The organism is Streptomyces sp. NPDC094147 (genome assembly GCF_044764265.1).
Classification (GTDB): Bacteria; Actinomycetota; Actinomycetes; order Streptomycetales; family Streptomycetaceae; genus Streptomyces.
Genome location: NZ_JBIWHT010000001.1, coordinates 149,946 through 162,296 on the forward strand (window position 1 = coordinate 149,946; position 12,351 = coordinate 162,296).

10 protein-coding genes are annotated in these 12,351 nt (G+C 71.3%); 2 read left to right on the forward strand and 8 right to left on the reverse strand.

Features of this window, described 5'->3' with window-relative positions; all coding sequences use genetic code 11:
• Nucleotides 1–19 precede the first annotated feature (19 nt).
• From whiA to ACIQ8J_RS00755, 6 genes are all read right to left on the reverse strand, one after another.
• Nucleotides 20–1,009 (reverse strand): DNA-binding protein WhiA, encoded by a 990-nt coding sequence (whiA, locus tag ACIQ8J_RS00730; RefSeq protein ID WP_403263449.1) that lies wholly within the window; start codon nt 1,007–1,009, stop codon nt 20–22.
• Entirely contained in the window at nt 1,000–2,022 is a 1,023-nt protein-coding gene (yvcK, locus tag ACIQ8J_RS00735; RefSeq protein ID WP_399049571.1) for a uridine diphosphate-N-acetylglucosamine-binding protein YvcK, read from the reverse strand. Before yvcK ends, whiA begins: the two co-directional genes overlap by 10 nt.
• The gene (rapZ, locus tag ACIQ8J_RS00740; RefSeq protein ID WP_403263450.1) at nt 2,019–2,963 is read right to left on the reverse strand and encodes an RNase adapter RapZ; all 945 of its coding nucleotides are present in this window, start codon (nt 2,961–2,963) and stop codon (nt 2,019–2,021) included. The genes yvcK and rapZ overlap by 4 nt, the downstream gene beginning before the upstream one ends.
• A complete protein-coding gene (gene uvrC, locus ACIQ8J_RS00745; RefSeq protein WP_403263451.1) occupies nt 2,960–4,993 on the reverse strand; it encodes an excinuclease ABC subunit UvrC in 2,034 nt (677 codons plus the stop codon). The genes rapZ and uvrC overlap by 4 nt, the downstream gene beginning before the upstream one ends.
• A 109-nt stretch (nt 4,994–5,102) precedes the next feature.
• Complete coding sequence (locus ACIQ8J_RS00750) at nt 5,103–5,924, reverse strand: hypothetical protein (RefSeq protein ID WP_403265131.1); 822 nt, start codon at nt 5,922–5,924, stop codon at nt 5,103–5,105.
• Between the two features lie 5 nt (nt 5,925–5,929).
• Nucleotides 5,930–6,541, reverse strand: a complete 612-nt coding sequence (locus tag ACIQ8J_RS00755) for a papain-like cysteine protease family protein (protein ID WP_403263452.1) — start codon at nt 6,539–6,541, stop codon at nt 5,930–5,932.
• A 230-nt stretch (nt 6,542–6,771) separates the two neighbouring features.
• On the opposite strand from ACIQ8J_RS00755, the gene ACIQ8J_RS00760 reads away from it, so the two are divergent.
• Complete coding sequence (locus ACIQ8J_RS00760; protein ID WP_403263453.1) at nt 6,772–7,695, forward strand: hypothetical protein; 924 nt, start codon at nt 6,772–6,774, stop codon at nt 7,693–7,695.
• 7 nt (nt 7,696–7,702) lie between these two features.
• Here the strand turns inward: ACIQ8J_RS00760 and ACIQ8J_RS00765 are convergent, their stop codons facing one another.
• Nucleotides 7,703–8,131 (reverse strand): Rieske (2Fe-2S) protein, encoded by a 429-nt coding sequence (locus ACIQ8J_RS00765; RefSeq protein WP_403263454.1) that lies wholly within the window; start codon nt 8,129–8,131, stop codon nt 7,703–7,705.
• Nucleotides 8,132–8,290: 159 nt separating this feature from the next.
• Between ACIQ8J_RS00765 and ACIQ8J_RS00770 the strand changes: the two genes are divergently transcribed.
• Nucleotides 8,291–9,190, forward strand: a complete 900-nt coding sequence (locus ACIQ8J_RS00770; RefSeq protein ID WP_403263455.1) for a carbohydrate kinase — start codon at nt 8,291–8,293, stop codon at nt 9,188–9,190.
• A 111-nt stretch (nt 9,191–9,301) separates the two neighbouring features.
• On the opposite strand, the gene uvrA is transcribed toward ACIQ8J_RS00770, so the two are convergent.
• Nucleotides 9,302–12,292, reverse strand: coding sequence for an excinuclease ABC subunit UvrA (gene uvrA, locus ACIQ8J_RS00775; protein ID WP_403263456.1), 2,991 nt, complete (start codon nt 12,290–12,292; stop codon nt 9,302–9,304).
• Between the last annotated feature and the right edge of the window lie 59 nt (nt 12,293–12,351).

A 12,351-nucleotide genomic window follows, 5' to 3' on the forward strand; every position in this document is an offset into this window, starting at 1 on the left:
AGTTGAGCACGGAACCGGATCAGCCGACCATGCCGTCCGCCATCTCCTCCGTGAGGTTGGACTCGGTCCCGGGGATCCCCAGATCCTGCGCCCGCTTGTCGGCCATCGCCAGCAGGCGGCGGATCCGGCCCGCGACCGCGTCCTTGGTCAGCGGCGGGTCCGCGAGCGCGCCCAGCTCCTCAAGGGAGGCCTGCTTGTGCTCCATCCGCAGCCGGCCCGCCGCGGCGAGGTGCTCCGGGACCTCCTCGCCGAGGATCTCCAGGGCGCGCTGGACGCGGGCCCCGGCGGCGACCGCGGCCCGCGCCGAGCGGCGCAGGTTGGCGTCGTCGAAGTTGGCCAGGCGGTTCGCGGTGGCCCGGACCTCGCGGCGCATCCGCCGCTCCTCCCAGGCGAGCACCGACTCGTGCGCGCCGAGGCGGGTGAGCAGCGCGCCGATCGCGTCGCCGTCCCGGACGACCACCCGGTCCACACCGCGGACCTCGCGGGCCTTCGCCGCGATCTGGAGGCGCCGTGCGGCGCCGACCAGCGCGAGGGCCGCCTCCGGGCCCGGACAGGTCACCTCAAGGGACGAGGAGCGGCCCGGCTCGGTCAGCGAGCCGTGCGCCAGGAACGCGCCGCGCCAGGCGGCCTCGGCGTCACAGGTGGCCCCCGAGACCACCTGGGGCGGCAGGCCGCGGATGGGGCGGCCGCGGCCGTCGACGAGCCCGGTCTGGCGAGCCAGCTGATCGCCGCCCGCCACGACCCGTACGACGAAGCGCGAGCCCCTGCGCAGACCCCCCGGAGCCATCACGACCAGCTCGGAGCTGTGCCCGAAGATCTCCAGAATGTCCCGCTTCAGCCGGCGTGCCGCCATCGCGGTGTCCAGCTCCGCCTCGATCACAATGCGGCCGCTCACCAGGTGCAGCCCGCCCGCGAACCGAAGAATCGCCGAGACCTCCGCCTTCCTGCAGCAGGTCCGGGTGACGGGCAGCCGGGAAATTTCGTCCTTCACCGCCGGCGTCATCGCCATGGGCCGATCCTTCCATGCATCCGAAAAATACGGTCGTACGCGGCGGCCAACAGCTCCGGATCGTGCTTCGGAGAACCATCGGGCCTGGCCACCGGCGCCAGCTCGACCTCGGCTCCGAGCCTTTTGGCGGCATCGGTCAGGCTCCCCCGGTCGGGCACGGCGGCCGCATCGGCCAGCACCACGTCGAAGGCGAGTTTAGGGGCGTGTCGTCCCAAAACCTCCAAATGACGCTGCGGAGAGAAGCCATCGGTTTCGCCCGGTTGTGGCGCGAGGTTCAGCGAGAGGACCTTGCGGGCCTTGGTCTCGGTGAGCGCGTCGAGCAGTTCGGGCACCATCAGATGCGGGATCACCGAGGAGAACCAGGAGCCGGGACCGAGCACCACCCAGTCCGCGTCGAGGACCGCGGCGACCGCTTCGGGCACGGCCGGCGGGTCGTGCGGCACCAGCTGCACGGAGAGCACCTCGCCGGGCGTGAGCGCCACGGTGGCCTGGCCGCGCACGGTGTCCACGTCGTCGGGGCGGCCGGGATCGTGGCCCCGTACAAGGGCCTCCAGCTCCAGCGGGACGGCCGACATCGGCAGCACCCGGCCCTGGGCGCCGAGCAGCTTGCCCACCAGGTCCAGGGCCTGGACATGGTCGCCGAGCTGCTCCCACAGGGCCACGATCAGCAGATTGCCCACCGCGTGCTCGTGCAGCTCGCCCTTGGACTGGAAGCGGTGCTGGATGACCCGGGACCAGGTCTGGCCCCAGTCGTCGTCGCCGCACAGGGCCGCCAGGGCCTTGCGCAGGTCGCCGGGGGGCAGCACGCCGAGCTCGTCGCGGAGCCGACCGCTGGAGCCGCCGTCGTCGGCCACGGTGACGACGGCGGTCAGGTCGCCGGTGATCCGGCGCAGTGCGGCGAGCGAGGCCGACAGGCCCATGCCGCCGCCGAGTGCGACGACCTTGGGCTGGGCGCCCCGCTTGCGGCCGGTGCGCAGCACCGGGCCGACGGTACGCCTGCGGTACACCTTCACTCGCGCCCCATGTCCCGGTGTACGACGACGGTCTCGATCCCCTCGGAGGCGAGGCGGGCGGCGAGCTTCTCGGACATGGCGACCGAGCGGTGCTTGCCGCCGGTGCAGCCGACGGCGATCGTCACATACCGCTTGCCCTCGCGGCGGTAGCCCGTCGCGATCAGCTGGAGCAGCTCGCTGTACTGGTCGAGGAACTCCTTGGCGCCCGGCTGATTGAAGACGTAGCCCGACACCTCCTCGTTCAGACCGGTGAACGGACGCAGCTCCGGCACCCAGTGCGGGTTGGGCAGGAAGCGGCAGTCGACCACCAGGTCGGCGTCGACCGGCAGGCCGTACTTGTAGCCGAACGACATCACGGTGGCCCGCAGCTCCGGCTCCTCGTCGCCTGCGAACTGGGCGTCCATCTTGGCGCGCAGCTCGTGGACGTTGAGGCTGGAGGTGTCGATCACCAGGTCGGCGTCGCCGCGCAGCTCGCGCAGCAGGTCGCGCTCGGCGGCGATGCCGTCGACGATCCGGCCGTCGCCCTGGAGCGGGTGCGGGCGGCGCACCGACTCGAAGCGGCGCACCAGCGCGTCGTCGGAGGACTCCAGGAAGACGATCCGCCGGGTGACCTCCTTCGCGTCGAGGTCGGCGAGCGACTCGCGGAGGTTGTCGAAGAACCTCCGGCCGCGCACGTCCACGACGACCGCGATGCGGGCCACATTGCCCTGGGACCGGGCGCCGAGCTCCACCATGGTGGGGATCAGCGCGGGCGGCAGGTTGTCGACCACGAACCAGCCGAGGTCCTCCAGGCACTTGGCGGCGGTACTGCGCCCGGCGCCGGACATACCGGAGATGATCACCAGCTCGGGGATGGCCGCATCGGCCCCGCCGGCCTCGATCGTCGTGCCCGTACTCACGTCTACTCCCGCTTCTCGGTCTTCTGCGTGGTGCTCGGTCATGTCGTGCTGCCCCCGTCGTCCTCTTCAATGATCTCTCCTGTCGCCGTGTTCACGGCGGGCGCGGCCGGGGCCGCTTCGGCGAGGGCCGCGGCAACGGTCTCGGCCGTCTTGCGGCCTATGCCGGGGACCTCGCAGATCTGGTCGATTGTCGCCGACCGGAGCTTCTTCACCGAGCCGAAATGCTTGATCAGGGCCTGTTTGCGGGAGTCGCCGAGGCCGGGCACCGCATCCAGCGGCCCCGCCTTGAAGCGCTTGGCCCGCTTGGCCCGCTGATAGGTGATGGCGAACCGGTGGGCCTCGTCACGCACCCGCTGCAGGAGGTACAGGCCCTCGCTGGAGCGCGGCAGCACCACGGGGTCGTCCTCCTGGGGCACCCAGACCTCTTCGAGCCGCTTGGCGAGCCCGCACACCGCGATGTCGTCGATCCCCAGCTCGTCGAGGGCCCGCTTGGCGGCGGCCACCTGCGGCTGCCCGCCGTCGACGACCAGGAGCTGCGGCGGGTAGGCGAAGCGCTTGGGACGGCCGTCCTCCTCCTGGAGGGCGGACACCTCACCGGACACCTGGCCGTTCTCCTGGCCGTTCTCCTGGCCGATGTCCTCGCCCTCTTCCTCGCCCCACTCCCCCGTGCGCACCTTCTCGGCCAGATAGCGCTTGAAGCGGCGGCTGATCACCTCGTGCATGGACCGGACGTCGTCCTGGCCCTCGAAGCCCTTGATCTGGAAGCGCCGGTACTCGCTCTTGCGCGCCAGGCCGTCCTCGAAGACCACCATCGACGCCACCACGTCGTCGCCCTGGAGGTGCGAGATGTCGAAGCACTCGATGCGCAGCGGCGCGCTGTCCAGCTCCAGCGCGGCGGCGATCTCCTCAAGGGCCCGCGAGCGCGTGGTGAGGTCCGACGCGCGCTTCGTCTTGTGCAGGGTCAGGGCCTGCTGGGCGTTGCGGGCGACGGTCGCCATCAGGTCCTTCTTGTCGCCGCGCTGCGGGATGCGCAGCGAGACGTTGGAGCCGCGCCGGCTGGCGAGCCAGCCGCTGACCGCCTCCGCGTCCTCGGGCAGCGCCGGGACCAGGACCTCCTTCGGTACGGACTCGCCGGTCTCCTCCCCGTACAACTGCTGGAGCGCGTGCTCGACCAGGCCCGCGGTGTCGACGGCCTCCACCTTGTCGGTGACCCAGCCGCGCTGGCCGCGCACCCGGCCGCCGCGGACGTGGAAGATCTGGACGGCGGCTTCCAGTTCGTCCTCGGCGAGCGCGATCAGGTCGGCGTCGGTGGCGTCGTTGAAGACGATCGCGTTCTTCTCAAGTGCCTTCTTGAGCGCCTCTATGTCGTCGCGCAGCCGCGCAGCCCGCTCGTACTCCATCTCCTCGGCCGCGGCCGTCATCTCCTGCTCGATGCGCCGCAGGTACGCGCCGGTGCGGCCGGCCATGAAGTCGCAGAAGTCCTCGGCCAGTTCGCGGTGTTCCTCGGGGGTGACGCGGCCGACGCAGGGGGCGGCGCACTTGCCGATGTAGCCGAGCAGACAGGGGCGGCCGATCTGGGCCGAGCGCTTGAACACGCCCGCCGAGCAGGTGCGTACCGGAAAGACGCGGAGCATCAGGTCGACGGTCTCGCGGATCGCCCAGGCGTGCCCGTACGGACCGAAGTAGCGCACGCCCTTCTTCTTGGCGCCGCGCATGACCTGGACGCGCGGAAACTCCTCGTTCATCGTCACCGCGAGGTACGGATAGCTCTTGTCGTCGCGGTACTTGACGTTGAAGCGGGGGTCGAACTCCTTGATCCAGGAGTATTCGAGCTGGAGCGCCTCGACCTCGGTGGCGACGACCGTCCACTCCACGGAGGCCGCCGTGGTGACCATCGTGGCCGTGCGGGGGTGCAGGCTCGTCAACGGCTGGAAGTAGTTGGCGAGCCGCTGGCGCAGGGACTTCGCCTTCCCGACGTAGATCACCCGGCGGTGCTCGTCGCGGAATTTGTAGACCCCCGGCGAGTCGGGGATCTGTCCCGGCTTGGGGCGGTAGCTGGAGGGGTCTGCCATGGCCACCACCCTACTGGCGGGGGCTGACAACGCGGCCTCTCCCCTGGGGGCGGGCGGTGAACGCTCCGGTGCGGGGGCACGCCGTCGGGCCCCCGCACCGGAGCGTGTGCTATGCCTGCCCGGTCCGGCGGCGCCTGCGCAGCGCCGCCGTGCCGGTGAGGCCGAGCGCCACGAGCGCGCCCGCACCGGCCACGGTGGAGACCACCGTCGCGGAGGAGCCGTCGTGGCGGGCCGCCACGACCGCGGCCTGGGCGGCCTGGTCCCTGGTCTCCTGGGCCGTCTCGTTGTAGCCGCCGGCCTTGCCCGAGCTGTCGTACGCCGAGCCGGGCAGCTTGTCGCCGTACGCCTTGGAGACGCGCTTCTGGTAGGCGGCGAGCGTGGTGCCGTTGGCCCCGATCGCCTTGACCGCGTCCTGGTCCAGCGGCAGCACCTTGGTGCCCTTCTGGACGTACCAGGCGTTGATCTGCGGCTCCTGGAACACGGTGCCGCCGGGGAGCTTGGCGGCGCCCGAAGCGGCGTAGCGGGACTCGTCGTCGCCGGTGGCTATGTTGACCACCTTCCAGGAGGAGCCCTGCTGAACCGTCCACAGGGAGGCCTTCTGGCCGTCCGAGGAGACGGCGGTGGAGGCCAGGTATTCCAGCTGTGCGACGGGGGCGCCCGCCTTCCCGGCGACGAACTGCGGGGAGAGCGTGTAGACGGGCACCGTGTCGCCCTCGATGTGCGGGGCGGCGGCCTTGAGCGCGACCTTGCCGTCCCGGGCGAAGAAGCGGGACAGCGTGTCGAGCGTGGCCGGAGCGGTCGCGGCCTGGCGGGCCGCGGCCTTCGACTGCGCGGAGGCGGCGGGCGCCTGGTCGGCCGCGGCGTACGGCGCGGCGAGGGCGACGAGCGCCGCGGCGACGGCGGCCGCGGGGGCGAGGCGGGTCGGCTTCATCGTCGTCACGCCCCGATCCGGTACAGCGAGTGGGTCCAGGAGAAGGAGTTGTTGTTGACGTACCAGTCGTGCGAGCCCCAGTTGTAGCGGTTGTCGGAGGGCCACGGATCGCCCCAGTACACCCAGCTGTTGGCGTCGTCGTAGCCGTACAGGACGTTCATGTGCCCGCCGCCGCTCGACCACTGGATCCGGGTCTCGATCGGACGGTTGTTGTTGATCTCCGTCTGCACGGTCGAGTAGCGCAGCCAACCGGTCACGTACGAGCCCGAGTTGATGCCCGCCCAGTCCAGGGCGTTCTGCACATTGCCCAGGTCGGCCTGCCAGTTGGGGCAGTCGTAGCCCTGGGTCCGGCCGAAGGCGGCGTTGCAGAACTGGTTCTGGCTGTAGTTGCGGCCGAACCAGGTGGCGATGGTGTTTCCGCTCGCGGCCCAGCACCAATTGTTCTTCTGCTGGGCCTGCATGGTGATGTCGAGCTGCCTGGAGCTCGCCGCGGCGGCTGCGGCGGGCACTGCCTTGTCGTGGTGCGGGGCGGCGGCGGTGGCCGTTGCCGTGGGGGCGGCAAACAGGGCCGTCACCACGAGGGCGAGGGCGGACAGCCGTCTCTTTCGGTTGCGCATCGCGTTCCTCCCATGGCGGGGTGGGGATGGTGGAGGATCGCGTCCGGACGCTTGCGGTTGAGCATCGGCCGTTGTCGGGAACTGGTCAACGCGCTTCAATGCGGAGTGGGACGCGGGTGTGAACGAGGTGGCCGGAGTGTGAACAACTCCTTCCCCGCCACCAGGTTGTGCGGCTCCGCCGCCACCGCGCGCCCACCCCCCACCGTGAACGTTCACTGAGGAGTCCCCTCATGCTCCACACCGAGGCCGATCTGACGCAGGCGCTGCGCACCGGCCCGTTCCACCTTGCGCTGCGCGCCGCCCTCGCCGTACGCGGCCTGCCGCTCCAGCGCGTCCAGCACCATCTCGCCGGGCGCGGCATCAAAGTCGGGGTGACCAGCCTGAGTTACTGGCAACAGGGGGCGCGGCGGCCGCAGCGCCCCGAGTCGCTGCGCGCGGTGCGCGGCCTCGAAGAGGTGCTCGGCCTGCCCGCGCACTCCCTGCTGCGCCTCCTTGACGATGCCTCCGCGGCCGAGGTGGATCGGCCCGCCGGCCGCTCCTACCGCTCGCTCGTCGAGGCGTCGGGCGCGGTGGAGCGCCTCATCGCCGAGCTGGAGTCCCCGGTGGACGGCGGCCTGCACACCGTCGGCCACCACGAACGGGTCCGCATCGGAGCCGCCCGGGAACTGCGCGGGCGTGACTCGCAGCACGTCGTACGGGCCCACCGCGGCGGCGTCGACCGCTATCTGGCCATCCACCGCGGGGACGCCGGCTGCGATCCGGCCCGGGTGGAGGTGCGGGCCGGCGAGAACTGCCGCACCGGCCGCGTCCGCTGGGACACCGGGACCGGGGTGCTGGTCGCCGAGCTGCTCTTCGACACCCGGCTGCGGGCCGGAGAAACGTATCTCTTCGGCTACGGCTTCGAGGACGGCACCGGCGGGCCGAGCCGGGAGTACGTGCGCGGCTTCAGCTTCGCGGGCGGCCAGTACGTCCTTCAGGTGCGGTTCGACGAGGCGGCCCTGCCGGCCCGCTGCCACCGCTTCGCACAGACCTCGACCGGCGCCGCCCACTCCGGCCGCAGCGACCTCACCCTCAGCGGGCGGCACCGGACGGTGCACCTGGTGGAACAGGGGGTGCGGCCGGGGATCCTGGGGATCGACTGGGAGTGGGAGTGAGCCCCGGTTACGCGTCCGGCCCCGCCACGAGCTCGCCGTTCTTCAGCTTCACCGGCACCGAGGGCAGCGGCACGGTGGCCGGGCCCTGCACCGGCTGGCCGGTCATCACGTTGAAGCGGCTGCCGTGGCACGGGCAGTTCGCGTGGCCGTCCACGATCTTCTCCAGGAGGCAGCCGGCGTGCGTGCACTGGGCGCTGAACGCCTTGTACTCGCCCTTCGCCGGGCAGGCCACCATGACCCGCTGCTCGCGGTAGAGCTTGGCGCCGCCCACCGGGACCGCGTCGGGCGAGCCCAGCGGCTCGGGCGCGGTCGGGGTCGGCGTCTCGGCATGGCCCAGCTTGGACTCGGTGGAGCAGGCTGCCGCGCCGAGCCCCGCCACTCCGGCGAGGGCGGCGCCTTTCAGCACGGTGCGGCGGGCGGCGGGCTGGCCGGTCATGGGCTCTCCACTGATCACTGGTCTCGGTCGGCCGTCCGCGCGGCCGACCCGGTCGGCGCGCAACCGACTCGGGGGTTGCGGAACCGACGATACCGGCGCAGATCGAGCCCCCTTCGCGGGGGCTGCCCGCACCGCCCGCGATGGGTTACGTTCTGGGCCGTGATCGTCGTCGCCGGAGAGTCCCTCATCGACCTGGTGCCGCAGCGGCCCGCGGATCCGCTGGGGCCGCTGGCCCCGCGGCCCGGCGGCGGCCCGTACAACACCGCGGTCGCCCTCGGCCGGCTCGGCGCGCGGGCCGCCTTCTGCTCCCGGGTGTCCACGGACGGCTTCGGCGAGGCCCTGCTCGGCGGGCTGCGCGCGGCCGGGGTCGACACGTCCCTGGTGCAGCGCGGCCCGGAGCCGACGACGCTCGCGGTGGCGACGCTCGGCGCGGACGGCTCCGCGGGCTACGGCTTCTACGCGGACGGCACCGCCGACCGGCTCTTCGAGCTGCCCCCTCAACTGCCGCCCACCGTCAGCGCGTTGGCGTTCGGCACCTGCTCGCTGGTGCTCGAACCCGGGGCGAGCGCGTATGAGGCGCTGCTGCGCCGGGAGTCCGCCCGCGGTGTCCTCACCCTGCTCGACCCGAACATCCGACCGGGTCTGATCCCGGACGCCGAGGCCTACCGGGCGCGGTTCAGGAGCTGGCTGCCGTACGTCTCGCTCCTGAAGCTCTCCGAGGAGGACGCCGCCTGGCTGGGCGGGACGGTCGAGCACTGGCTTGCGGCGGGGCCGCGCGCGGTGGTCCTGACGCGGGGCGCGGCGGGGCTGACCGTACGTACCGCCGAGAGCGCGGAGCACTCCGTACCCGGCGAGCGGGTCGATGTGGTGGACACGATCGGAGCGGGCGACACGGTCAACGCGGCGCTGCTGCACCGGCTTTCCACACCCGGCGCACTCGCTTCGGCGAACTGGCCCGAGGTGCTGCGGTACGCGGCGAGGGCGGCGGCGCTGACCTGCGCCAGAGAGGGAGCCCAGCCACCACTGGCGACGGAGCTGGCAGAGCCGAGGCACAACTGAGCCCCGGCGGCGTTCGAGGAGCGGGGTCCGGGGCGGGAGCCCCGTGCCCGCCGGGCCGCACCCGCCCCCTCCCCCGGAGGGTCTCGGGAAGGGGCGGGGTGGGGAACGGACTCAGGCCTTCTTGGCCCGTGCCGCCTTCTTGGCCGGAACCGCCTTCTTCACGGGCGCGGCCTTCGCCGCGGCGGCCGCAGCCACCGCCTTCCTGGCCGGAGCCTTCTTCGCCGTCTTGCGCGCCGGCGACGGCGCCGCGTCACTGATCCGGTCGGCCCCCAGGATGTCCCGCAGGAACTTGCCGGTGTGGCTGGCCGGGACCGAGGCGACCTGCTCGGGGGTGCCCTCGGCGACGACCAGACCGCCGCCGTTGCCGCCCTCGGGGCCCATGTCGACCACCCAGTCCGCGGTCTTGATGACGTCCAGGTTGTGCTCGATGACGATCACCGAGTTGCCCTTGTCGACCAGCCCCGAGAGCACCTTGATCAGCTTCGAGATGTCCTCGAAGTGGAGACCGGTGGTCGGCTCGTCCAGGACGTACACCGTGCGGCCCGTGGAGCGCTTCTGGAGCTCCGAGGCGAGCTTCACGCGCTGGGCCTCACCGCCCGACAGCGTGGGCGCGGACTGGCCGAGCCGGACGTAACCGAGGCCGACCTCGTTGAGCGTCCTGAGGTGCCGGGCGATGGTCGGGACGGCCTCGAAGAACTCCAGGCCCTCCTCGATCGGCATGTCCAGGACCTCGGAGATGGACTTGCCCTTGTAGTGGACCTCCAGGGTCTCCCGGTTGTAGCGCGCCCCGTGGCAGACCTCGCAGGGGACGTACACGTCCGGCAGGAAGTTCATCTCGATCTTGATGGTGCCGTCGCCCGAGCAGTTCTCGCAGCGGCCGCCCTTGACGTTGAAGGAGAAGCGGCCGGGCAGATAGCCCCGGACCTTGGCCTCCATCGTCTCGGCGAACAGCTTGCGGACGTGGTCGAAGACTCCGGTGTACGTCGCCGGGTTGGACCGCGGGGTGCGGCCGATCGGCGACTGGTCGACGTGCACCACCTTGTCGACCAGGTCGTCGCCCGCGACCCGGGTGTGCCGGCCGGGCACGCTGCGCGCGCCGTTCAACTCCCGTGCCAGATGCGTGTAGAGGATGTCGTTGACCAGCGTCGACTTTCCGGAGCCGGAGACTCCGGTGACGGCGGTGAGGACGCCGAGCGGGAACGAGACGTCGATGTCGCGGAGGTTGTTCTCCTTCGCGCCGTGCACGGTGAGCCGGCGCGCCGGGTCCATGGGGCGCCGGATGTCGGGCAGCGGGATCGACTTCTTGCCCGCCAGGTACTGCCCGGTCATCGACTCCTTGTTGCCGAGGAGCTGCTTCAACGGCCCGCTGTGGACGACCTTTCCGCCGTGCTCACCGGCGCCGGGGCCGATGTCGACCACCCAGTCGGCCACCTTGATGGTGTCCTCGTCGTGCTCGACCACGATCAGGGTGTTGCCCATGTCGCGAAGGCGTACCAGGGTCTCGATCAGGCGGTGGTTGTCGCGCTGGTGCAGGCCGATCGAGGGCTCGTCCAGGACGTACAGCACGCCGACCAGGCCGGAGCCGATCTGGGTGGCGAGCCGGATGCGCTGGGCCTCGCCGCCGGAGAGCGTGCCGGCCGCGCGGTTGAGCGAGAGGTAGTCGAGGCCGACGTCGACCAGGAACTTCAGCCGTTCGTTGACCTCCTTCAGGACCCGCTCGGCGATCTTCTTGTCGCGGGCGTTGAGCCTCAGCTCGGCCAGGAAGTCAGCGCAGTCGCTGATCGACATCGCGGCGACCTCGGCGATGGACCTCTCCATCACGGTGACCGCGAGGACCAGGGGCTTCAGGCGCGTGCCCTCACAGGTGGGACAGGGCACCTGGCGCATATAGCCCTCGAAGCGCTCGCGGGCGCCGTCGCTCTCCGCCTCGGAGTGGCGCCGCTTGACGAACGGCACCGCGCCCTCGAAGGACGTCGTGTACGCGCGCTCGCGGCCGTACCGGTTGCGGTAGCGGACCTCGATCTGGGTCTTGTGGCCGTGGAGCAGCGCCTTCTTGGCGCGCTGCGGAAGGCCGGCCCAGGGGATGTCGGTGCGGAAGCCCAGCTCGTCGGCGAGCGCGCCGACCAGGCGGGCGAAGTAGTCCTTGGTGTGGCCGAGCGACCACGGCGAGACCGCTCCCTCGTCGAGGGACTTGTCCTCGTCCGGAATGATCAGGTCGGGGTCGACCTCCATGCGGGTGCCGATGCCGGTGCAGTCGGGGCAGGCGCCGAACGGCGAGTTGAAGGAGAAGGAGCGCGGCTCCAGCTCTTCGAAGGAGAGGTCGTCGTACGGGCAGTAGAGGTGCTCGGAGTACATCCGCTCACGCTCGGGGTCGTCGGCCGGGAGGTCCACGAAGTCGAGGACGACCATGCCTCCGGCGAGACCGAGCGCGGTCTCCACGGAGTCGGTGAGCCTGCGCTTGGCCGAGTCCTTCACCGTGAGGCGGTCGATGACCACCTCGATGGTGTGCTTCTCCTGCTTCTTCAGCTTGGGCGGCTCGGCGAGCTGGATGGTCTCGCCGTCGACCCGGGCCCGGCTGTAGCCCTTGGTCTGGAGGTCGGCGAAGAGGTCCACGAACTCGCCCTTGCGCTCGCGGACCAGCGGCGAGAGCACCTGGAAGCGGCTGCCCTCGGGCAGTTCGAGGACCTTGTCCACGATGGCCTGCGGCGACTGGCGGGAGATCGGCCGGCCGCACTCGGGGCAGTGCGGCTTGCCGATGCGCGCGAAGAGCAGCCTCAGGTAGTCGTAGACCTCGGTGATGGTGCCGACCGTCGAGCGCGGGTTGCGCGAGGTCGACTTCTGGTCGATGGAGACCGCGGGCGACAGACCTTCGATGAAGTCGACGTCGGGCTTGTCCATCTGGCCGAGGAACTGGCGGGCGTACGACGAGAGCGACTCGACGTAGCGACGCTGTCCCTCGGCGAAGATCGTGTCGAACGCGAGGGAGGACTTGCCCGACCCCGAGAGCCCGGTGAAGACGATGAGGGAGTCGCGCGGGAGGTCGAGCGAGACGTTCTTGAGATTGTGCTCGCGCGCGCCACGGACGATGAGACGGTCGGCCACGCCGGTCCGCACCTTTCTAGAGAGAAGCGAGGGAGCTCCAGGAGCCCCCGTCCCAGGGT

Bases quoted from the DNA above. Each gene is read 5' to 3' on its own strand.
- rapZ (WP_403263450.1), bottom strand. From the start codon at position 2,963: ATGACCGAGCACCACGCAGAAGACCGAGAAGCGGGAGTAGACGTGAGT.
- ACIQ8J_RS00760 (WP_403263453.1), top strand. From the start codon at position 6,772: ATGCTCCACACCGAGGCCGATCTGACGCAGGCGCTGCGCACCGGCCCG.
- ACIQ8J_RS00755 (WP_403263452.1), bottom strand. From the start codon at position 6,541: ATGCGCAACCGAAAGAGACGGCTGTCCGCCCTCGCCCTCGTGGTGACG.
- whiA (WP_403263449.1), bottom strand. From the start codon at position 1,009: ATGGCGATGACGCCGGCGGTGAAGGACGAAATTTCCCGGCTGCCCGTC.
- ACIQ8J_RS00750 (WP_403265131.1), bottom strand. From the start codon at position 5,924: ATGAAGCCGACCCGCCTCGCCCCCGCGGCCGCCGTCGCCGCGGCGCTC.
- ACIQ8J_RS00765 (WP_403263454.1), bottom strand. From the start codon at position 8,131: ATGACCGGCCAGCCCGCCGCCCGCCGCACCGTGCTGAAAGGCGCCGCC.
- uvrC (WP_403263451.1), bottom strand. From the start codon at position 4,993: ATGGCAGACCCCTCCAGCTACCGCCCCAAGCCGGGACAGATCCCCGAC.